The following is a 20,503-nucleotide window of genomic DNA, read 5'->3' on the forward strand; positions in this document are numbered from 1 at the left end:
CCCCCCCCCCCCGTGCCAGTGCCATTCGCCGGGTTCGATCCACACCGTGTCGCCCGCCCGGATCGGCTCGGCGTCCCCGCCCTTGCGCTGCACCAGACCCTCGCCGTCCAGGACGTGCAGCACCTGGCCGTGCGGATGGCGGTGCCAGGCGGTGTGGGCGCCGGGGGCGAAGCGGACGTTGAACATCCGCAGCCGGGACGGGGCCGGGGGGACGGCGACCTCGTCGAGCCACACGGTGCCGGTGAAGTTCTCCGCGGGTCCCTGCTGGGTGTCGGGGCGCTTGCGGGTGATGTGCACGGGGGCACACTCCTTGCTCTTGAAGGGTTCTGAAGCTCTTGAAGTCCTGAGTTCCTGAGGTTCTGAGACGGAATCAGCGCAGCGGGGCGAGCAGGGAGAGCAGCCCGCGGACCCCGGTGTCGAACGCGGCGGCGTTGCCGGACGCCCGGGCCAGCACATAGCCGCCCTGGACGGTCGCCACGATCGTCGCGGCGATCTCCTCACCGTCGAGCGAGGTCGCGAACTGGCCCTGTTCCTGGCCCTCTTCGACGATCCCGGCGAGCTGCTCGCACAGCCAGTCGATCGTCTCGTCGACCGGGGCGCGCAGCTCGGCACTCGCGATGATGTCGGGGTCCATCGTCAGCCGCCCGACGGGACAGCCGCGCAGCACGTCGCGCTCGCGACGCAGATACGCCTCGATGCGCTCGTACGGCGAGCCGGGTCCGCTCAGTACCTCCGCGGCAGTAGCGCGCATGTCCTCGGCGGTGCGGCGGATCGCGGCCAGGGCGAGATCCGGTTTGCCTTTGAAATGGTGATACATGCTGCCTTGCCCGGCGCCCGCCTGCTGCTGGATCGCCTTGGGGCTGGTGCCCACGTAACCGCGCTCCCACAGCAGCTCACGGGTGGCGTCGATGAGTCGGTCCGGAGTGCTCATGACGGCACTGTACCTACTACTAGGTACAGAAGTACATACTAGTAGGTACAGAAGTCGCGGCGTGGAATCGGACCGGCGGAAGCAGGCGCACATCCCCCCGCGTACTCCCGCGGAGGTACACGTACTGCCGCTGGCCGTACGACGACTCGGACCCCCTCCCGGAGCGAGCCTCAAGTCATCACGAGAAACGCACCGAGGAGATGACTGAGATGCAGACCCTGGCGAACTGGGACGGCGGACCCGGCCCGTGGATCCTCTTCTTCCCGCTGATCTGGGCGGCCGTCGTGATCGCAGTCGTGTCCGTCCTGCGCCGCACCGTCTGGCGCGGCCGCCGCGGACCGATCGGACCGTGGCGCGCGATGGACGACGTACGGCCCCGGGGTGACTCCCCGATCGCCGTGCTCGGCCGCCGCTTCGCCTCCGGCGAGATCGACGAGGACGAGTACTGGCGCCGACTGTCCGTCCTGGACGAGCAGTTCGGGCGTATCGGCAAGGGCGGTGCGGCATGAGCACCCTGCCGGTCGGGACCACCGTGACCGCCACGCGTCACGCCGCGGGTGTCGCCGACGCCGTCAAGGTGTACGGCTCCGGCGACACCACCGTGCGGGCCCTGGACGGGGTCAGCATCGGCTTTCCGGCCGGCCGCTTCACCGCGATCATGGGCCCCTCGGGGTCCGGCAAGTCCACCCTGATGCACTGCGCCGCGGGCCTCGACACGCTCACCTCTGGCGCCGCCTTCATCGGCGACACCGAGCTGAGCACCCTGGACGACCGCCGCCTCACCCTGCTGCGCCGCGACCGCATCGGCTTCGTCTTCCAGGCCTTCAACCTGATCCCGACCCTGACGGTCGCGGAGAACATCACGCTGCCCATGGACCTGGCGGCCGGCAAGGGCGATCGGCAGTGGATCGACGCGCTCGTCGACGTCGTCGGCCTGCGCGACCGGCTCCACCACCGGCCCTCCGAGCTCTCCGGCGGACAGCAGCAACGCGTAGCCGTGGCCCGGGCGTTCGCCGGACAGCCCGATGTCGTCTTCGCCGACGAACCCACCGGCAACCTCGACTCGCGCTCCGGCGAGGAGGTGCTGCACCTGCTCGGCCGTGCGGTGCGCCAGATGGACCGCACGGTCGTGATGGTCACCCATGACCCGGTCGCCGCCGCGCACGCCGACGAGGTCGTCTTCCTCGCCGACGGCCGCCTCGTGGACCGGATGCAGGCCCCGACCGCGGACAAGGTCCTCGACCGGATGAAGGCCTTCGACAGCAAGGGAGCGCCGTCATGAACGCGGCCGTGCGCATCAGCGTGTCCTCGCTGCGCGCCCACAAGCGACGCTTCGCCGGTACGTTCCTGGCGGTGTTCCTCGGTGTCGCCTTCCTCGCCGGCACCCTGGTCATGGGCGACACGCTGCGGGCCGGTTTCGACACCATGTTCGGCAAGGCGACCAGCGGCACCGACGCCGTCGTCCGCAGCGCCGACACCATCACCGCACCCGGTGAGAGCCAGGGTGTGCGCAGGGCCGTGGACATCGGCCTGGTGAAGACGATCGAGAGCACGCCCGGTGTCGCCGCCGCCGTGCCCGACATCCAGGGCGCGGGCCAGCTCGTCGGCTCCAACGGCAAGCCCATCGGCGGCCAGGGCCCGCCGACCCTCGCGGGCAACTGGATCTCCGATCCCGAACTCAACGCGTACGAACTCGCCGAGGGACGCGCCCCCGCCAGGTCCGGCGAGGTCATCGTCAACCGGGGAGCCGCCAAGAAGGGTCACCTCACGATCGGCGACACCACGACCCTGCGTACCCCCGACCCCGTCAAGGTCACCGTCGTGGGCCTGGCGACCTTCGGCGGCGAGGACGGCATGGCCCAGGTGACCTTCACCGGGATGACGCAGGCCGACGCCGAGAAGTACCTCACCGCCAAGCCGGGCGAGGCCGCGAGCCTGCGCGTGCGGGCCGGACCCGGCATCTCTCAGGCGGAACTCGTCGACCGGCTGACATCCGTACTGCCCAAGGGAGTCGAGGCGATCACCGGCCAGGAGTCGGCCCAGGAGAACACCGACATGGTCTCCAGCCAGTTCCTGACCCTCTTCACCAGCTTCCTGCTGGTGTTCTCCGGCATCGCGCTCCTGGTGGCAACCTTCTCCATCCACAACACCTTCGCGATCGTCGTCGCCCAACGGGCCCGCGAGAACGCCCTGTTGCGCGCCCTCGGGGCCTCCCGCCGCCAGGTCACCGGCTCGACCCTCGTCGAGGCGAGCGTCGTCGCCGTCACCGCGTCAGCCGCCGGCCTCGCGGGCGGCATCGGCATCGCGGCCGCGCTGCAGGTGCTGTTCCCCGCCATCGGCTTCCCCTTCCCCGACGGCGCCCTGGTGATCAGCGGCCTGTCCATGCTGCTGCCGCTCGTGGTCGGCATCCTGGTCTGTCTCGGCTCCGCGCTGCTGCCCGCCGTCCGCGCCGGACGCACCGCACCGCTGGCAGCGCTGCGCGAGACGGCCGTCGACCAGTCCGGCGCCTCCCGGACCCGTGCCGTCGTCGGCGGCGGCCTGGCCGCGCTGGCCCTCGGCAGCACGCTGGCCGGCGTCCTCGTGACCCCGTCCCTGTGGCTGGCCGGCCTCGGCGCGGTGCTGGCACTCGCCGCGTTCGTGGTTCTCGGCCCGGTCGCGTCCACCACGGCCGTACGTCTGCTCGGTGCCCCGCTCGACACTCTGCGCGGCGTCACGGGCGGCCTCGCCCGGCGCAACGCCCTGCGCAGCCCGAAGCGGACCGCCGCCACCGCCAGCGCGCTCATGATCGGCGTGGCCGTCGTCTCCCTGTTCACGGTCTTCGGCGCCTCGCTCAAGGCCACCATGGACCAGACCGTCTCCCGGTCCTTCGCCGGCGACATCGCGGTCAGCACCCCGTCGTTCGGCGCGGGCGGCAGCGGGCTCAGCCCGAGGCTGGCGCCCGCGATCGCGCGCCAGGCGGTCGTCGAGGACGCCGTCGGCCTGGGCCGCGGCGTCGCCGAGGTCGACGGCAAGGGACGCGCCCTGACGGTCACCGACCCGGTCACGCTCGGCAAGGTCTTCGACCTGGGCACCGTCCACGGCTCCCTCGGCGATCTGGGCACCGACGGCATCGCCCTCACGAAGAACGAGGCCGACAAGCAGCACCTGAAGACCGGGGACACCACTCGGCTCACCTTCACCGACGGCAAGCAGGAGACGTTCACCGTCCGCGCGGTCTACGGGCAGTCGGAACTCGCAGGCGACTACGTCATCACGCGCGCCGCCTGGGCCCCGCACCGCACCCAGGACTCCGACACCCTCGTCGCCGTCTCCTTCAAGGAAGGCGTGAGCACCGACGAGGGCAAGGCAGCGGTCGAGAAGGTGGCCGCGCAGTACGGAAATTCCGAGGTGCAGACCCGTAACGAGTACGCACAGTCCTCGGCCGGCGGCATCGACATGATGCTGACCCTGGTCTACGCACTGCTCGCGCTCGCGGTGCTCATCGCCCTGCTCGGCATCGCCAACACACTCACGCTGGCCATCCACGAGCGCACCCGTGAACTGGGCCTGCTGCGGGCCGTCGGCCAGACCCGCGCGCAGTTGCGCGCCATGGTCCGCTGGGAGTCGGTCCTGGTCGCCGCGTTCGGCACGGCCGGCGGACTCGCGCTCGGCGCGTTCCTCGGCTGGGTGCTCGTCGAGGCCGCCGACGGGGCCGCAGACAGCGCGTTCGCCTTCGCGGTCCCGCCGCTCCAGCTGGCGGTGGTGGCATTGGTGGGCCTCGCGGCCGGAGCCCTCGCGGGCCTGCGTCCGGCCCGGCGGGCGGCGCGCCTGGACGTGCTGCGCGCCATCGCCACCGAGTGACGCGACCGCCCGCGGAGGGGGTCACCGCCCGGTCAGCCGGCAACGGCCGACCGGGCGGGAGCGTGTCCGGGCCTGCGTCCGTCGACGGTGTGCCTGCGGGTGCTCTCGCGGGCAGTGTCGTACGGCGGAAGGACGGGCACCGCCACTGCGGGCGCGGGCGCCGGAAGTGTGAACCACACGACCTTGCCCGACTCGCCGTTCGGGCGCACTCCCCAGCTCTCGCTCACCGCGGCGACCATGGCGAGGCCGCGTCCGCAGGTGGCGAAGAGGTCCGCGTCCCCCACCTCGGGGAGGCGGGGATCGTGGTCGTGCACCGAGACGGTCAGCCGGTCGAGCAGCAGCTCGATCTCCACGGTGCACAGCTTGTCGGGCTGGGCATGCCGGTGGACGTTGGTCAGGAGCTCGGTCACACCGAGCGCGGCTGGGGCTATCAAGGGGTCGAGATGCCAGTAGCGCAATTGCGCAGAGACGATTCTGCGGACCTGGCCGATCCGCGACGGCAGGGCTTGGAGCTCCACCGTGCAATGCCTGCTTGGCTGGCTGATCACGGCTGCGACTCCCCGAATTGAGTTCCGGAAGAAGACGGAGATCGGATCCAGCAGAGTGGCTGAGTGGAACGGCCGCCTGCTGAGGTGGCCGGCGGGCTGGTTCGCAGCGTTATCGCCGGTAAACCCAGAGTGATGTGAGAACAGCGTGACTCAGGGGGTGCGGTCCCGCAACTCGCGGCACGGAAGGCCGCTCTGCGTTCGTGGACCGGCGACCGCCTAGCCGCTGCGCCCCGCCGCCTTGCGTACCGCCTCGATGAACCGGCGCGCCGAGGGCGGCCCCGGCTTTCCCGGCGCGGGATCGTGCTCGCCGAGGGTGAGCAGGTATCGCGTTCCGTTGACGTCGGCCAACGCCCGGTCCTCGTGCGCGAACCAGGGCTTCGACGCGCGCACCGCCTGCACCGGGGCACTGTCGATCTCGCTGCCGTAACTGGTGAGCAACTCGAGCCTGCCGCCGCTGATCCGGACCTGCCCGGCCCGGGTGAGCGAGCGCAGCCTCTTCCCGATCCGCACGCCCGTGGCCGTGAACTCCGGCTCCGCCATGATGCCCCGCCCCCTTGTGCGCTTTCGGATGCCCTGTCGAGATCCGCATGGGTCGTGATCCAGTGTGCACCCCGCTCGGGACGGTGGTCCCGTGCGGTGCAGTCTGCACGCCCCCGGCGTCGAGCACCAGTACGCACGACGACCCGGCGAAGAGGGGCGGGAGCACACATGGCGATGCGCCCCCGCGGCGCCGTACGGCCGTGCCCCAGGGGCTCCTTTGAGGTACTCAAAGGTGTGTTTATGCAGGTGAGAAGCGTGCGGAAGGTGCTTATGATCGAGGCGTCCGACCACGTGAACCGGCGTCGGCACAATCCGAAGGAGCCCCGCCGATGAGTACCCCTCAGCAGGCACGGACCGCCGAATCCCTGTCCACCCTGGACGTCGACCACAGCGACGCGGCGTACCGGGGCTGGCTCAAAGAGGCCGTACGCAAGGTCCAGGCCGATGCCAACCGCTCGGCCGACACCCATCTGCTGCGCTTCCCGCTGCCCGAGAAGTGGGGCATCGACCTGTATCTGAAGGACGAGTCGACCCACCCGACCGGCAGCCTCAAACACCGGCTCGCGCGCTCCTTGTTCCTGTACGGCCTCTGCAATGGCTGGATTCGGCCCGGCCGCCCGGTGATCGAGGCGTCCAGCGGCTCGACGGCCGTCTCGGAGGCGTACTTCGCGAAACTCATCGGCGTGCCCTTCATCGCGGTCATGCCACGCACGACAAGCGCCGAGAAGTGCCGACTGATCGAATTCCACGGCGGGCAGTGCCACTTCGTGGACGACCCCCGCAAGATGTACGAGGAGTCCGCCGCCCTGGCGGTCGACACCGGCGGCCACTACATGGACCAGTTCACCTACGCGGAGCGGGCCACGGACTGGCGCGGCAACAACAACATCGCCGAATCCATCTTCCGCCAACTGGAGTTGGAACGATTTCCGGAACCCGCGTGGATCGTCGCCACGGCGGGCACCGGAGGCACCTCGGCGACCCTCGCGCGCTATGTGCATTACATGCAGCACGACACCCGCATCTGTGTCGCCGATCCGGAGAACTCGTGTTTCTTCGAGGGATGGACGACCGGCGATTCGGACGTCACGTGCGACTGCGGCTCGCGCATCGAGGGCATCGGGCGCCCGCGCATGGAGCCGAGCTTCGTGCCGGGCGCCATCGACCGGATGATGAAGGTCCCCGACGCGGCGAGCGTGGCCGCCGTACGGGCGCTGGAGCAGGCCATCGGGCGCAAGGCGGGCGGTTCCACCGGCACCGGTCTGTGGAGCGCGCTGAAGATCGTCGCCGAGATGGTGGCCGAGGGCCGGACGGGCAGCGTGGTCACCCTGCTGTGCGACCCGGGTGACCGCTACCTCGACAAGTACTACTCGGACACCTGGCTGGCCGACCAGGGCCTGGACATCGCCCCGTACACGGCGGCGATCGCCTCGCTGCTGAAGACGGGTGTCTGGGAGCACTGACCCGCTGCGGGGATGAGCGCCTTGGCCGCGGGAGCGCCGACGGCTGCCGTCAGCCGGGCTGCCTGACGACCTCCGTCAGGCAGCCGCTGAGGACCCTCCGTCAGGCAGGTGTCGAAGCGAGCCGGCGGTCCAGCGCCGCGACTGCGCCGCGGAACGAGCGGCCCATCCCTGCCCGCGCCAGCTTCAGAACGAACCGGAAGGGCGCGCTGCCGTCGGCGGCGAACGTCCACTGCACGCGCGTGCCCGTCCCGTCGGGCGTCAGGAGCCACTCCTCGACCACGGCACGGGCTCCGGGCGCGTTGGTGACGTCGACGCGGTAGGCGTACACCTCGGGGGACTCGGCGGCGAGGATCGTCTCCTCGAACCGTGTACCGCCCCGCAGCCGGACCTCGCGTCCCGCGCCGTCACCGGTCGGCCGGGCCGATGCCACCGCCCAGAACCACTCGGACAAGCCCTCCACGTCGTCCGCGAGAGCGTGAAAGACGGCCTCGGGAGGCGCGGCCACCACCCGGGCGAACACCAGACGCAGCGGAGCGGTCCCGATGAAGTCGAGCCCCACCGGGCGCAGTCGGTGTGCCATGGACGAAGACCTCCTACGGGAACGGAATCCCTGGCGGAAGCGGACGAGCAACGGGCAGCGCCACCATAGCCGGGGGACCGTCAGGTGTCTGTACCGTTCCCGGCCTCACCGGCCACCACCAGGCGCCGCAGGTGCTCGGAGATCTCCGCGCGCGCCTCCGTCGCCAGCCCGGCATCCGTCACCAGCGTGTCGACCTGCTCCAGCGCGGCGAACGAACTCAGGCCCACCGTGCCCCACTTGGTGTGGTCGGCCACCACCACGACACGCCGTGCGGACTGCACCAGCCTGCGGTTGGTCTCGGCCTCCGCCAGATTCGGCGTCGACAGGCCGGCCTCGACCGATATGCCGTGCACACCCAGGAACAGCACGTCGAAGTGGAGTGCGGCGATGGCCTGATCGGCCACCGGCCCCACCAGCGAGTCGGACGGGGTGCGCACTCCGCCGGTCAGCACCACCGTGGCCGCACCCTGGCGCTGACCGGACGTGCGCTGTGCCGTGTGGAAGACGTCGGCCACCCGCACCGAGTTGGTGACCACCGTCAGGTCGGGGACGTCGACCAGCTGATGGGCGAGCGCAAAGGTCGTCGTACCCCCCGACAGCGCGATCGCCGTGCCCGGCGCGACCAGTTCGGCCGCCGCCCGCGCGATGTCCTCCTTGGCGGTCAGCTCCAGACCGGACTTGGCCTCGAAGCCGGGCTCGTGCGTGCTCGCCTCGACCACGGGCACCGCGCCGCCGTGCACCTTCTCCACCACACCCTGGCGGGCCAGTGCGTCGAGGTCGCGCCGGACCGTCATGTCCGAGACGCCGAGCTTGCGGGTGAGTTCGTTGACGCGGACCCCGCCGCGGCGCCGCACCTCGTCGAGGATCAGGGCGCGGCGCTGCTCCGCGAGGAGGTTCTGATTCTCACTCACGTCCGCTCCGGTTCCTTTCGTCCCAACATCCCATAACCCGCCCGACACGCCGTCCGAACCCGCTCCGACGGGGACTTTCTCCCCGCCCCGGGGGCCGAGGACGCCCCATCCTCGCATGGGTTGCCGCAGGTCGCGCCACAGATGGCTCCCTTCACTCCGTGATCTTCCGTACGCCACTGTCACACGTATCGGGGAGATTCCGTGACCATAGGTGTACGCGCCTCCCGATGGGGAGATCCTTGTGCCTGCACATGACACACGCCACACACGGCACGGGGGAAGTGCAGAACAGTGGAACGTGCACAGGAAGACGCGGCGCCCGGTGAGCCCGGCGCGCCCGCCCGGCCGCCCGAAGCGGCCGAGACCGCCCTCGAACTCCTGGTCCACGGGGTCGGCGGCACCACACCGGAGGAGATGCTCGGTGATCCGCGTACCGTCCGGATCACCGGCGACGCGACGGCGGCCGTCTACCGGCGGGTCGACGACGCCGACGCGGAGGCCCGCCCCGAGGACTACCGGGGCAAGCCGGTGCCCGAGGCGTACGTCTGGTGCAACCTCACCTCCGGCAACGGCGCCCGCGCCCTGTGGCTGTTGTTGCTGCCCTTCATGGTGGTCAACCTCGCTCACTGGATGCGCCCCACCACTCGCGGGCGCCACCGGACGGTCCGCCTGTACGGCCTGCTGGTCCGGCTTGCCGCCCTCACCCTGACCGTGCTCCTGGTCGCCGCCGCCTGCGAGGTCGCCCTCGACCTGGCGGCCTGGCAGTGCGCGGGCACACGCGCGTGCGCCGAGCGGCACTCCTGGCTGGGATTCCTCTCCCCGGCCGGCTCCGGTGACGGCTGGTGGACCCAGCCCGGGCGGCGTCTGGGCATCGCCTGTCTGGTGCCCGCCGTGCTGACGGGCCTGCTGTGGTACCTGTCCAACCGCACCTGGAGCGCGTACGAGTCCCAGCAGCCGATGTCCCGCAACGCCGAACCCGAGGAGGAGACCGGCCGCACCGGCCTGGGCCGCCCCGGCTTCTGGTACGGGCGTCGCCTGGTCGCCCGGCTGCGCGCCGCGCACACCGCCGCGGGCTTCCTGACCGTGGCCGCCGCCGTGGGCACCTCCGCCGCCCGCTACGACCGCCGCTCCGGCGGCCCGGCCGTCCTGGAGACGCTGGGCCTGCTGCTGGACGCAACGCTCGTCGTGGGCGCGGTCGTTGTGGTCTGGGTGGTGTGCCGGCGCGGCCGCACCGAGCGCCGACTCGACCGCGAACTGGACGCGACCCTGGTGCGCTGGCTGCCGGCGGGCTCACTCATCCTGCTAGCCCTGACCCTGCTGTACGCCGGCTGGTCGCGGCCGAGCTGGCAGTCGGCGGGCCGGCTGCCCGGCGACATGACCTTCGGCGGCATCGCCCTCGTGCAGGGCCTGCTGGTGATCGCGCTCGCCCTGGTGGCCCGCGTCCTCTACCGCACCCACCCCGACACGCGCACCGCCCTGCGCGGCCAGGCCGGTCCAGCCGTCGCCACGCTGGCCTGCGCGCTGGGCGGCGTGATGTCCGGGGGCGTCGCCCAGCGCGTCGCCGACTGGCTGGACGGCACCCGGGACACGGTGCTCGGCCCGCCCGTCCTGCTCACCTGGCAGGCCTCCGTGATCCCGGCGCTGCTCATCGTCCTGCTGGCCCTCGGCGCCTGGCTGGCGTGGCGCACCTGGCAGCGGCGGCACGCCGAGATGAGCACAGTGGAACTCGACTACCCGGGAGAGCCCAAGGACAGCTCCCGCACCCGCCGTATCGCGAGCACCCGCGCGATGGCCGCCCTGACCGACCGGGCGCCCCTCCTGATCGGCATCACCTCGGCCGTGACGCTGCTGTTCGGGGCCGGGGCCCTGGCCGGCGCCCTGACGACCAAGGACGTCCCCGCCGAGGCGGCCGACGGGACATACGCCTTCGTCCAGGGCGGCGCCGAAACCGCGCAGGCCCTGGGGTCCTGGCTCATCGGCTTCGGCTTCATACTCTTCGTCACCTGGGGGCGGCGCGCCTACAAGGACCCCTCCGCCCGGCGCACCATCGGCATCCTCTGGGACGTCGGCACGTTCTGGCCGCGCGCCGCCCATCCCTTCGCGCCGCCCTGTTATGCCGAGCGGGCGGTGCCCGACCTGACCTGGCGCATGGTCACCTGGACCCGCACGACCGGCGGACGGCTGGTGCTGTCCGGGCACTCCCAGGGCAGTGTGCTGGCCGCCGCCGCGGCCTGGCAGTTGAAGCCGTCGGTCCGCAAACGGGTCGCGCTGCTGACGTACGGCTCACCGCTGGAGCGCCTGTACGGGCGGTGGTTCCCGGCCCACTTCGGCCCGGCCGCCCTCAGTTCCCTGCACCACGAGGTCGACTGCTGGCGCAACCTCCACCGCCGCACCGACCCCATCGGCGGCCCGGTCCGGCTGCCCGGCGACTGCGGCGAGCAGGTCGACCGGGACGCGCTGCGCGACCCGCTGGCGTACGGCCGCACCGCGGAGCACCCGCTGCCCGCGCCGATCCTCGGACACTCCGACTACCAGGCCGACCCCGCTTTCGCCGAGGAGCGCGAACGGCTGCTGGCGCGGCTCCGGCCGCCGGACGTCCCGGCCCCCCGCACCCGGGGCGGCGAGGAGTCGGGCGGGACCGGGGACCGGACTCAGGGCAGTTCCGGCAGGTCTTCCTCGTAGAGCAGGGTGAGGTCGTCCGTGCTCGGTTCCGCAAGCTGGGCCACCCGGCCCGCATGCCGCTCCACCATCGCCTCGAAGGTCTGCCGCGCGGTGCGGCCGTTGCCGAACGCGGGGCCCTTGGGGATCGCCGTGAAGTACTTCACGAGTGCCTCGGAGGCGCCCTCCGCCAGCCGGTACTCGTGCTCCTCGGCCTGCTGCTCCACGATCCGCAGCAGCTCCTCGGGGCCGTAGTCGCCGAAGGTGATGGTCCGTGAGAAGCGGGATGCCACACCGGGGTTGACGGACAGGAACCGGTCCATCTCGGCCGTGTAGCCCGCGACGATCACCACCACCGCCTCCCGGTGGTCCTCCATCAGCTTCACCAGCGTGTCGATGGCCTCGCGGCCGAAGTCTCGGCCGGAGTCCTCCGGCGACAGCGCGTATGCCTCGTCGATGAACAGCACACCGCCGCGCGCCCGGTCGAACGCCTCCTGGGTGCGGATGGCGGTGGAGCCGATGTGCTCGCCGACCAGATCGACCCGGGACACCTCGACGAGATGGCCCTTCTCCAGCACGCCGAGCGAGGCCAGGATCTCGCCGTACAGACGCGCCACCGTCGTCTTGCCGGTGCCGGGGGAGCCGGTGAAGACCAGATGACGCCGGGCGGAGGCCGCCTTCAGGCCCGCCTGCTGCCGACGCCGGCCCACCTCGATCATGTCGGTGAGGGCCCGCACCTCGCGCTTGACGCTCTCCAGGCCCACCAGCGCGTCGAGTTCACCGAGGACGGCCTTCGACGTCCGCGTCGGCTGCTCGGGCTGCGGGGTGGCGACGAGCGGCTCCTGCTCGGTGGTGCGCTGCCCAGGGATGGCGCCGAGCAGGCCGGGGGACTGGGACGACGTCTGTACGGCGGTCTCGTGCGCCGGGGGCTCGGGCCGCGCGCTCTCGTCGCTGGTGCAGTCCTCGGTGACCGGGCCCGCGCCCGAGTTCGCGCCGCCGCCTTCGGCGAACTCGTACCCACCGCGGGCACAGCGCTCCGTACGGCACTTCTTCAGCGTGGCGCGGCAGCCGTCGATCACATGGAAGCCGTAGCCCCCGCTGCCGGTCACCCGGCAGTTGTGGAAGCTGCCGCGGCCGCCGGCCGACACATAGAAGCCGGCCTCGGCGGGCGAGGTGACCGTGCACCGTTCGATGGTGGGGTCGGCGCCCTTGGTGACGATCACCCCCGTCTGGGTGCCGTCCACGGTGCAGCCGGACAGGGTGCCGCCGCTGCCGTGGTCACGGAACCAGGCGCCGGTCGCGGCGTCCCGGATCCGGCAGTCGTCGAGCTGTGCGGTGGCGCCGTCGCTCACCGACACCGCTGTGTTGCGCACCTGCGACAGATCGCTGTCGACGACGTCCACGCGCGAGCCACGGTCCAGGACGAACAGGGCGTCCGGCACGTCGTGCACCCGGCAGGAGTCGAGCACCGCGGTGGCGCCGTCACTGACCCACACCGCGGGGTAGTCGCCGGTGCTGTCGAAGATCTCGCACTGGTTGGCGTCCACACGCGTGCCCGGATCCCACACCGACAGGCCGTTGCGCCCGAACTGCCGCACGCTCGTGCGCGTCAGCGTGAGCACCGAGCGGGACCGCAGGTCGACCGCGTTCTCCGGGATGTCGTGGATGCGGCAGTCCGCGAGCGTGAGCACCGCGTCGGTGTCGAGGGTGACGCCGTCCGCGGTCGTACGGTGCACATCGCAGTCGGTGAGGTGTGCCGAGGCCCGCGAGGTGATCTGCACCCCGGACCCCTTGACCTCGTACACCTCGCAGCCGATCGCCTCCAGCGAGGAGCCCTCGCCGGTCGCCGACAGACCTGCGCCGGAGGCGTGGTGCACCCGGCAGCGCTCCAGCCGCGGATGCGCGCCACCGCGTACGGACACCCCCGCCTGGCCGGCGGAGACGATCTCGCACTCCTCGAACACCCCTCCGCCGCCGTCGAGTACGGCGATGCCGATGCCGGCCGGGTTGTCGACCGTGCAGCGGCGTACCGTCGGGCGGGCACCGCCGCGCACCTCGATCCCGGCCGAGGAGCGGGTGACGATCCGCACGTCCAGCAGCTCGGGGATGCCGTCCTCGACGAGAAGGGCGGGGGCGGCGGAGTCCTGGCCCTCCACATGCAGGTCCTGCACCACCGCGGAGGCGCGCACGGTCAGGGGTACTCCGTCCACCGGCGCGATCCGCACCGAGCCGGGGGAGCCCTCGGGGCCGCGCAGTGTCACCGCCCGCTGCACCACCAGGTTCTCCCGGTAGGTGCCGGGAGCCACGGTGAGGACATCGCCGTCGGCCGCGGCTTCGAGGGCGGCGGCCAGCGATGCGTACTCACCCGTGCGGCGCCGCCACCGCGAGGTGCCGGTGTGCGTCACCTGGACCGTGCCCTGTGCCATGGCGCTGTTCTGTCCCCACCTCGTCGTACGCGGGTCATGCGAGGCCGTCCTGAAACCCCGTCGGGATCACGGCCTGCCTCTCACGACGGTGCCGAACAGTCCGGCCGGTCCACCGTAGCGTGCGCGGCGAGGGTGGGTTGACCGGAGTGGCAAGCCGGTCAGCTGCCGGTGCCCGTCCTGCCCCAGTCCGGGCCCGCCTTGTCCCATGCCTGGTCCCAACGGGCGTAACGGCGGCGGACCATGCGCCAGACGATCATCCGCCTGCCGCCCTCCACCGAGCCCGCGGCCAGCGCGGCAGCGCCGAAACCGGCCAGCACGGCGTGCGTGGCGGCGGTGACGGAGTCCAGCGGGCGGCCGACTATGCGGCCGTGCCCGTCGGTCCACAGGGCGAAGTGGTCGCCGTGGTGCGGGGACTTGAGGTCCGCCACGACCGTGCCGTGCTGCGCGGTTCCGTCCGGTGCGGTCCATTTGGCGAGCACGCGGCTGTGCGCGTCCCGTGTCGAGGAGGTCTCCGGGTCAGGATCCGGCGCGGCGCGGGACAACTTCTTGACCACGGTGGCCGTCACCTCGTGGCGGGCCTGTCGCTGGTCGCGCACGGACTGCTGCAGGGCGTCCTGGGCGACGGCTCCGACGACGGCGCCGATCAGGGGCGCGACGACAAGGATGAACAGCAGGGCCGCCAGGGCCAGCCAGGCCTCGACCAGATCGGTCGTGCGGCGCAACGGATTGTGCCGCCAACGCCAGAGTCCGATCACCGCTCGCACCGTCCCGCACCCCCTTCCGCCTTCCGTTCCGTGATAACCCCCCGGCGGAGCCGTTCATGCGCGACCGGTGGGAAGAGAGAGCGAAATCACCCTTCCCACAGACCTCGCATGGACGTCTCACACAACCTCAACGACCATGCCCGGGGCGCGGGTTCCCGACGGCGCGGTCATCCGAGGATCGTGACCGGATCACCGACCCGCACCGTGCCGGGCGACTCGGGCACCAGGTTCTGCCCGAAGACCAACTGGCTCCCGAAGCGGCGGTGGCGTCCGAGGGTGCGCAACGGTTCCTTGCCCCGCTCGGCGGTGCTCTGGTCGGTGGTGGTCACCACGCACCGTCCGCACATCTTGGGGACCCGGAAGGTGACGTCGCCGATGGCGATGCGTGACCAGCCGTCCTCGGCCCAGGCCGTCGTGCCGGCCAGCACCAGGTTCGGCCGGAAGCGGTTCATCGGCAGCGGACCCTCGGCGGCATGATCCCCCTGCTCGACAAGGGAGTTGAGGGCGTCCAGCGAGGCCAGTGTGGTCACCAGCAGCGGGAACTCGTCGGCGAAGCTGACCGTCTCGCCCGGGCGCGCGAACTCCGGGTCGAGGGGGCGCCGCGTGGCGGGATCGTCCATGTGGACGAGACGTACCTCGACACCGAGGTACGCGCTGCACCACTCATGGGCGGCGGAGTCGGCGAGGACCCCTTCCACCTTGCGCCCGAAGATGTCCAGCATCGTCGTCCCGGTCGGCACCGGGACCGGGACGGTCACCGGCGCACGCCCCGCCGCGGACAGACGTATGTCGCCGTCCGACAGCAGCTCGGCGGTGGCCAGGGCCAGGCGCGGCTGCTGGCGTTGAGTGACGACCTTTCCCTCGTCGTCGATCAGTACCCAGCGGCGGTCTCCGGCCAGCCCCCAGGGCTCCACGACGGCTTCCCGGCGCGACTGGCTCCGCAGGGCCTTGACCGGGTGGACATGGATCGAGTGCAGTTCAGCGTTCCCCATGACGCCATGGTGCCAGCAGACACCGACAAACCGGTGGGGATGTCCACTGGTCTCACTGGTCGGGCAGGTCCGCCTGCCGGTCCCGTACGGCCTCGGCCACAGACACGGCCTCGCCCTCGGCCACGGCCATGGCGGTGCGGACGAGCGCCGCCGTGGCCATGGAACGCGACTGCTGCGGCCAGGCGACGGAGAGCACCGAGTGCGGTGCGTCCGGGACCGGCCGGTAGACGACGCCCGGGCGCGGATAGCGGGCCGCGACGGAGGCGGGCAGCAGAGGAATGTGCGTGCCCAGAGCGACGAGCGTGAGCAGTTGGGCGAGGTCGCGGCCCTGGCCGCGGAGCTCTTCGAGGTACCGGTGCAGGTCGCCGGGGCGCAGGCCGAGGTCGTCGAGGACCAGGTGGTCCCTGCCGGCGAGGGGGTGAGCGGCGGCGAGAGCCGCGACGCGCGGCTCGCTGACGAGTGGCTCGGTGTCCAGGCCGGTGCGGTCGAAGGGCTCGTGGACCAGGGCCGCATCGGCCTCTCCCAGGCGCAGGAGCCGGGGCTGTTCGCGCCAGCTGCACAGCCGAACGGCGACCGGTACGGCCTCCGGCTCGGAGGCGAAGCGGGTGAGGATCGGCTCCAGCAGGCCGGCGTCTCCGTCGGCTTTGACGGCCAGGACCAGCTTCGGTTCGGCGGCGGCCGCGCGCTGGGCCCGTCGTCCGGCGGCCTGCAGGGCGTCCAGGGCGATCCGTGCCTCCGCGAGCAGCACCGTTCCGGCCGGGGTCAGCGTGACGCTGTGGGTGGTCCGCTCGAAGAGGGTGACGCCCATCTCCGCCTCCAGTTGGCGGATCGCGCGGGACAGGGGCGGCGGGGAGATGCCCAGCCGCTCGGCGGCACGGGCGAAGTTGAGTTCCTCGGCGACGGCGACGAAGTAGCGCAGCGGACGGGATTCCACGCCCTCCCCCTCGGTCTCGGCCGGACTTCCCTCGACCCCGGCCCGGTATTGCCCTGAGGGTAACAAGCGGGAGCGGATCGGTCCTTCAGTTCGTGCGGGCCGCGCAGCAGGCTCGACCGCATCCAGTGAAGCAGCCCACCTCCTTGGGAGTTGTTCATGATCGTCGTCACTACTCCGACCGGCCAGATCGGCCGGCAGGTTCTCGACAGCCTCCTCGACGCCCCGGATGAGACCGGGGGCATCCGGGTGATGGTCCGCGACCCCGCGCGCCTCTCCGCGAGGGTGCGCGAACGCGTCGAGCGCGGAGATGCCGAGCGCGGACGCGTCGAAGTCGTCCAGGGGTCGCACGCCGATCCCGCCGTACTGAAAGAGGCCTGCGCCGGTGCCGACCGCCTGTTCTGGCTGGTGCCTCCGATCCCCTCGGCCGACAGCGTCGAAGGCCACTTCCGGGACTTCACCGAACCCCTGCACGAGGTGATCGGGAGCCAGGGTGTCGAGCGGATCGTGGGTGTGTCGACCCTGGGGCGCGGCGTGGCGAGGAATGCCGGGCCGGTCTCGGCGTCGCTCGCCGCGGACGAGGCGATCGCGGCCACGGGAGTGCACTACCGGGCGCTGTGTCCGCCGTTCCTGATGGAGAACCTGCTGGGCCAGGCCGCGTCGATCCGCGACACAGGCGTGTTCTTCCTGGCGCTGGGGGAGGACCGCGTCCTGCGTACCTGCGCCACCCGAGACATCGCCGGCACGGCGGCCCGGCTGCTGCTCGACGGCTCATGGACCGGGTACGAGGACGTCCCGCTGGTCGGCCCCGACGACCTGTCGCCCGCGGGCATGGCACGGATCATCTCCGAGGTGCTGGACCGTCCGGTTCGCGTGCAGCGGACCAGCAGTGCGGACTACCGGGCGACGGCGCTGCGCTTCGGGGCCAGCGAGGCCTGGGCGCGGGGACTGGCCGACATGGTCGAGGCTCAGAACGACCTGGGGTTCTACGGCGCCGACGTGCCGAGTACGCCCGAGACGGCGCCCACCGGCTTCCGCCGGTGGTGCGAGGACGTGCTCAGGCCGGCCGTTCTGGTCTAGGGGCCGGCCGTCGGGAAGGGTCAGAGGCCGATGACGACCAGGGCCGTGTCGTCGGTGTTGCCGGTCGACGGGAGGAGGTCGGCCAGGAGGGCGTCGGCCAGGGGCTCGGGGGCGGCGTGACGGTGTCGGGTGAGGGAGTCGGCGAGGCGGCTGAGGCCGGTGTCGATGTCCTCGTGGCGGCGTTCGATCAGGCCGTCGGTGTACAGGACGAGGGTGCTGCCCTCGGCGAAGGCGATGCCGGCCTCGGGGCGTCGGACGTGCTCGGGACGGGCGCCGAGCGGCGGGTCGGTGGCCTGGTCGAGAAAGACGACGCTGCCGTCGGGACGGAGCAGGGCAGGCGGTGGATGGCCGGCGCAGCTGTAGGTGATGGTGTGGCTCTCCCAGTCGATGAACGTCTTCACCACGCTGGTCGACTCCGCTCCCTCCACGGAGCGTGCGTACAGCCCGAGCACCTCCAGTGCGTGGGCGGGCCCCTCGGCGACCCGGGCGGCCGCACTCAGCGCGCTGCGCAGTTGCCCCATCACGCAGGCGGCTCGGAGGCCGTGGCCGACCACGTCGCCGACGGCGACCGCGATGCGGTCGCCGGGCAGGTCGACCAGGTCGTACCAGTCTCCGCACACGTTCAGGGCGCCGATGGCGGGCCGGTAGCGCACGGCCGCCCGGTGCTCCCCGAGCGGGCTGGGAGCGGGTAGCAGCGCTTCCTGCAGAGCCAGGGCGACCTCGCGTTCGCGGGCGTGCGCCTTGCGCAGCCGTTCGTTGACCTCCTGCAGTTCCCGGGCGCGGGTGTAGAGCTCGGCCTCCAGGACGCTGGCCCGGTCCGCCCCGCCCGGGCCGCCGCGGGCGCTGATCAGTTCGGTGACGTCCTCCACCCGGTGCAGGACCAGCACGACCTGCCCGTCCGGGTCGGCGACGGGCGCGTTGATCGGGCTCCAGTAGCGTTCCTGCCAATGGCCGGGACGCTGGGGTTCCTCGATGTCGTAGCGCTGCAGCGCCATGGTGTCGCGTTCACCGGTGGCGACCACGCGCAGCATCGAGGCCCGGACGTCGCTCATGCCGGCCGCGGCCGGGTCGTTGGGGTTCTCGGGGAAGACGTCGAAGATGTAGCGGCCGATGAGTTGCTCGCGGGTGCGCCCGGACAATCGTACGAAGTCGTCGTTGGCGTCGGCGTACACCAGCTCCGGGGTGAGCAGCGCCACCATGCCGGGCAGGGCGTGGAAGACCGCCTTGTAGTCGATCTGCGGTTCCTTCATGTGCTGCCTGCCTCGGCGCCGGCCGTCATTGTGTGGCCCCACCATAGAAGCGATTGCGCCACGTGGCCGGTGCATGCTGCTCACTCCGGGCCCGGCAGTCACCTGGTCAGCCGCGTCATGACGGCTTCGCGCGTGTCGCGCGATCTCGGCATCCCCCTGCTCGCCGAGGCCGTCCCCGAAGCCCGCATGTGGCCGCCCTTGACCGCGTCCTCAAAGGTGAGGACGCGGGCGTTCCAGTCGATGGCCCCGGGCGGCACAGGGCCCTGTGGCGGTCTTTGGACCGCGGCCGCTCAGTAACCTCGGTACTGCTGGCCGTTGTACGGATCCTGGTACGGAGCCGGGGCGGGACGGGGAGCCGCGGGGCGCATCGCCTCGTAGCCCGTGCCGGCCGCCATCGGACGCTGCTGCTGGGGCTGGCCGCCGGGGTAGCCCCGCGGAGCGCCGGCCTGCTGCGGGATGTAGGGCGCGGCCGCCATCTGCTGCAGCGGCGCGGGCTGTTGGGCCTGCGGGTAGCCGTACGAGGGGGCGTGCTGGGAGGGTCCGGCCGGCAGGGCGGGAAGTGCCGACGGAAGCGCGGGCAGGTGGTTGCCCGTGTCGTACATGGCGGGAACCCGGATCGGGGCGATCTGAGGGGTGCCCCGCTCTGCGACGAGGGAGTCGTAGATCGGGGTGTCCGGGAAGGACGGCGCGGAGTAGTAACCGCCGCCATAGGTGGAGCGGGGGGAGGTCATGGCACATAAGTTAAGCCCACGATGTGCTGGTTGGGGAGACCGATAAGAGGGTTGTTTTCCGTGTCGGCAGTGACGCGGGATCCCCAATGCGAGCGAACTCGGCAAAAAAGGGCACCGAACTGCGTCGGGATCGGGTAAAGGCCGAGTTCCCAGGGGGTTACCGCCGGTTGGCGGCCGATCTTCCGGGCCCGGGTCATGGGCGTTCGAGGCCGCGGGGAATAGGTTGGCTCGAACGAATCCGATCGACTGCCCGAGGCATTGCCTGGCGGGGTGACACGTAAGGGGGGCGTACATGTCAATGCCCAAGGGATCGAATGTCCCGGTGCCGACGAGCGCGCTGCGCGTCGAATTGGGGTGGCGTGCGGGGCCGGGGGTGCCCGACGCGGACGCTTCCGCGCTGCTGCTGGTCTCCGGCAAGGTCCGCTCGGACGGCGACTTCGTCTTCTACAACCAGCCCGCGCACTCCTCCGGCGCGGTCCGGCACCTGGGCAAGCAGAACACCGGCGGGCAGGTGACGGACTCCCTGCTCGTCGACCTCGCGCGCGTGGAGCCCGCCGTCGAGACGGTGATCCTGGCCGCGTCCTCGGACGGCGGCGCCTTCGGGCAGGTGCCGGGCCTGTACATCCAGGTGCTCGACGACCAGCAGGGCACCCAGGTCGCACGGTTCGACAGCACCGACGCGAGCGTCGAGACCGCGTTCGTGCTCGGTGAGTTCTACCGGCGCCAGGGCGCCTGGAAGTTCCGCGCCGTCGGGCAGGGTTACAGCAGCGGACTCGAAGGGCTGGCCACCGACTACGGAATCACGGTGGACGAACCGCAGCACGCGACCCCGGCCGCCGGAGGTCGGGCCCCCTCCAG

General features: G+C 71.7%; 19 protein-coding genes. 7 read left to right on the forward strand and 12 right to left on the reverse strand.

Annotation, left to right across the window (positions count from 1 at the left end):
* Window positions 1–297 (reverse strand): cupin domain-containing protein (locus ACN6LB_RS11520; RefSeq protein WP_445025731.1); only part of this gene is annotated, 297 nt, incomplete at its 3' end.
* Window positions 298–370: 73 nt separating this feature from the next.
* The gene (locus ACN6LB_RS11525; protein ID WP_356140397.1) at window positions 371–931 is read right to left on the reverse strand and encodes a TetR/AcrR family transcriptional regulator; all 561 of its coding nucleotides are present in this window, start codon (window positions 929–931) and stop codon (window positions 371–373) included.
* A 209-nt stretch (window positions 932–1,140) separates the two neighbouring features.
* Here ACN6LB_RS11525 and ACN6LB_RS11530 point away from each other — a divergent pair, with 209 nt between their 5' ends.
* Genes ACN6LB_RS11530 through ACN6LB_RS11540 form a run of 3 tightly spaced genes read left to right on the forward strand, consistent with a single transcriptional unit; the run spans window position 1,141 to window position 4,771 of the window.
* The gene (locus ACN6LB_RS11530; RefSeq protein ID WP_356140413.1) at window positions 1,141–1,440 is read left to right on the forward strand and encodes an SHOCT domain-containing protein; all 300 of its coding nucleotides are present in this window, start codon (window positions 1,141–1,143) and stop codon (window positions 1,438–1,440) included.
* Window positions 1,437–2,213 carry an ABC transporter ATP-binding protein gene (locus tag ACN6LB_RS11535; RefSeq protein WP_356140396.1) on the forward strand — a complete coding sequence of 259 codons (777 nt, stop codon included), beginning with the start codon at window positions 1,437–1,439 and terminating at the stop codon, window positions 2,211–2,213. The genes ACN6LB_RS11530 and ACN6LB_RS11535 overlap by 4 nt, the downstream gene beginning before the upstream one ends.
* Window positions 2,210–4,771 carry an ABC transporter permease gene (locus tag ACN6LB_RS11540; RefSeq protein ID WP_445025732.1) on the forward strand — a complete coding sequence of 854 codons (2,562 nt, stop codon included), beginning with the start codon at window positions 2,210–2,212 and terminating at the stop codon, window positions 4,769–4,771. The genes ACN6LB_RS11535 and ACN6LB_RS11540 overlap by 4 nt, the downstream gene beginning before the upstream one ends.
* Before the next feature lie 32 nt (window positions 4,772–4,803).
* Here ACN6LB_RS11540 and ACN6LB_RS11545 read toward each other — a convergent pair whose 3' ends face one another.
* Window positions 4,804–5,319 (reverse strand): ATP-binding protein, encoded by a 516-nt coding sequence (locus tag ACN6LB_RS11545; RefSeq protein ID WP_356140394.1) that lies wholly within the window; start codon window positions 5,317–5,319, stop codon window positions 4,804–4,806.
* A 216-nt stretch (window positions 5,320–5,535) separates the two neighbouring features.
* Window positions 5,536–5,859 (reverse strand): hypothetical protein, encoded by a 324-nt coding sequence (locus ACN6LB_RS11550; protein ID WP_356140393.1) that lies wholly within the window; start codon window positions 5,857–5,859, stop codon window positions 5,536–5,538.
* Window positions 5,860–6,188: 329 nt separating this feature from the next.
* Between ACN6LB_RS11550 and cds1 the strand changes: the two genes are divergently transcribed.
* The gene (cds1, locus tag ACN6LB_RS11555; RefSeq protein WP_356140392.1) at window positions 6,189–7,322 is read left to right on the forward strand and encodes an L-cysteine desulfhydrase Cds1; all 1,134 of its coding nucleotides are present in this window, start codon (window positions 6,189–6,191) and stop codon (window positions 7,320–7,322) included.
* A 100-nt stretch (window positions 7,323–7,422) separates the two neighbouring features.
* Here the strand turns inward: cds1 and ACN6LB_RS11560 are convergent, their stop codons facing one another.
* Together ACN6LB_RS11560 and ACN6LB_RS11565 are read right to left on the reverse strand one after the other, a co-directional pair.
* The gene (locus ACN6LB_RS11560; RefSeq protein ID WP_356140391.1) at window positions 7,423–7,902 is read right to left on the reverse strand and encodes an SRPBCC family protein; all 480 of its coding nucleotides are present in this window, start codon (window positions 7,900–7,902) and stop codon (window positions 7,423–7,425) included.
* 80 nt (window positions 7,903–7,982) lie between these two features.
* Window positions 7,983–8,813, reverse strand: coding sequence for a DeoR/GlpR family DNA-binding transcription regulator (locus ACN6LB_RS11565; protein WP_356140390.1), 831 nt, complete (start codon window positions 8,811–8,813; stop codon window positions 7,983–7,985).
* Window positions 8,814–9,104: 291 nt separating this feature from the next.
* Here ACN6LB_RS11565 and ACN6LB_RS11570 point away from each other — a divergent pair, with 291 nt between their 5' ends.
* The gene (locus tag ACN6LB_RS11570) at window positions 9,105–11,495 is read left to right on the forward strand and encodes a hypothetical protein (RefSeq protein ID WP_445025733.1); all 2,391 of its coding nucleotides are present in this window, start codon (window positions 9,105–9,107) and stop codon (window positions 11,493–11,495) included.
* On the opposite strand, the gene ACN6LB_RS11575 is transcribed toward ACN6LB_RS11570, so the two are convergent.
* The 4 genes from ACN6LB_RS11575 to ACN6LB_RS11590 form a co-directional block, all read right to left on the reverse strand.
* Entirely contained in the window at window positions 11,465–13,897 is a 2,433-nt protein-coding gene (locus ACN6LB_RS11575; RefSeq protein WP_356140389.1) for a right-handed parallel beta-helix repeat-containing protein, read from the reverse strand. The two genes, ACN6LB_RS11570 and ACN6LB_RS11575, sit on opposite strands and share 31 nt — an antisense overlap.
* A gap of 158 nt (window positions 13,898–14,055) precedes the next feature.
* Entirely contained in the window at window positions 14,056–14,661 is a 606-nt protein-coding gene (locus ACN6LB_RS11580; RefSeq protein WP_445025734.1) for an Rv1733c family protein, read from the reverse strand.
* A gap of 167 nt (window positions 14,662–14,828) precedes the next feature.
* On the reverse strand, window positions 14,829–15,653 hold the full coding sequence (locus tag ACN6LB_RS11585) for an MOSC domain-containing protein (RefSeq protein ID WP_445025735.1): 825 nt from the start codon (window positions 15,651–15,653) through the stop codon (window positions 14,829–14,831).
* Between the two features lie 52 nt (window positions 15,654–15,705).
* On the reverse strand, window positions 15,706–16,587 hold the full coding sequence (locus ACN6LB_RS11590; RefSeq protein ID WP_356140386.1) for a LysR family transcriptional regulator: 882 nt from the start codon (window positions 16,585–16,587) through the stop codon (window positions 15,706–15,708).
* A 156-nt stretch (window positions 16,588–16,743) separates the two neighbouring features.
* On the opposite strand from ACN6LB_RS11590, the gene ACN6LB_RS11595 reads away from it, so the two are divergent.
* Window positions 16,744–17,664, forward strand: coding sequence for an NAD(P)H-binding protein (locus ACN6LB_RS11595; RefSeq protein ID WP_445025736.1), 921 nt, complete (start codon window positions 16,744–16,746; stop codon window positions 17,662–17,664).
* A 20-nt stretch (window positions 17,665–17,684) separates the two neighbouring features.
* Here the strand turns inward: ACN6LB_RS11595 and ACN6LB_RS11600 are convergent, their stop codons facing one another.
* The gene (locus tag ACN6LB_RS11600) at window positions 17,685–18,914 is read right to left on the reverse strand and encodes a PP2C family protein-serine/threonine phosphatase (protein WP_445025737.1); all 1,230 of its coding nucleotides are present in this window, start codon (window positions 18,912–18,914) and stop codon (window positions 17,685–17,687) included.
* 290 nt (window positions 18,915–19,204) lie between these two features.
* Entirely contained in the window at window positions 19,205–19,645 is a 441-nt protein-coding gene (locus ACN6LB_RS11605) for a DUF6643 family protein (protein WP_356140383.1), read from the reverse strand.
* A 298-nt stretch (window positions 19,646–19,943) separates the two neighbouring features.
* On the opposite strand from ACN6LB_RS11605, the gene ACN6LB_RS11610 reads away from it, so the two are divergent.
* The coding region (locus ACN6LB_RS11610) for a TerD family protein (RefSeq protein ID WP_445025746.1) at window positions 19,944–20,503 on the forward strand (560 nt) is incomplete at its 3' end.

The sequence above is a fragment of the Streptomyces sp. SAS_270 genome (genome assembly GCF_052543295.1).

Coding starts and splice junctions, on each gene's coding strand:
- ACN6LB_RS11535 (WP_356140396.1), top strand. CDS start 1,437: ATGAGCACCCTGCCGGTCGGGACCACCGTGACCGCCACGCGTCACGCC.
- ACN6LB_RS11530 (WP_356140413.1), top strand. CDS start 1,141: ATGCAGACCCTGGCGAACTGGGACGGCGGACCCGGCCCGTGGATCCTC.
- ACN6LB_RS11560 (WP_356140391.1), bottom strand. CDS start 7,902: ATGGCACACCGACTGCGCCCGGTGGGGCTCGACTTCATCGGGACCGCT.
- ACN6LB_RS11575 (WP_356140389.1), bottom strand. CDS start 13,897: ATGGCACAGGGCACGGTCCAGGTGACGCACACCGGCACCTCGCGGTGG.
- ACN6LB_RS11600 (WP_445025737.1), bottom strand. CDS start 18,914: ATGAAGGAACCGCAGATCGACTACAAGGCGGTCTTCCACGCCCTGCCC.
- ACN6LB_RS11550 (WP_356140393.1), bottom strand. CDS start 5,859: ATGGCGGAGCCGGAGTTCACGGCCACGGGCGTGCGGATCGGGAAGAGG.
- ACN6LB_RS11540 (WP_445025732.1), top strand. CDS start 2,210: ATGAACGCGGCCGTGCGCATCAGCGTGTCCTCGCTGCGCGCCCACAAG.
- ACN6LB_RS11605 (WP_356140383.1), bottom strand. CDS start 19,645: ATGACCTCCCCCCGCTCCACCTATGGCGGCGGTTACTACTCCGCGCCG.
- cds1 (WP_356140392.1), top strand. CDS start 6,189: ATGAGTACCCCTCAGCAGGCACGGACCGCCGAATCCCTGTCCACCCTG.
- ACN6LB_RS11525 (WP_356140397.1), bottom strand. CDS start 931: ATGAGCACTCCGGACCGACTCATCGACGCCACCCGTGAGCTGCTGTGG.
- ACN6LB_RS11595 (WP_445025736.1), top strand. CDS start 16,744: ATGATCGTCGTCACTACTCCGACCGGCCAGATCGGCCGGCAGGTTCTC.
- ACN6LB_RS11585 (WP_445025735.1), bottom strand. CDS start 15,653: ATGGGGAACGCTGAACTGCACTCGATCCATGTCCACCCGGTCAAGGCC.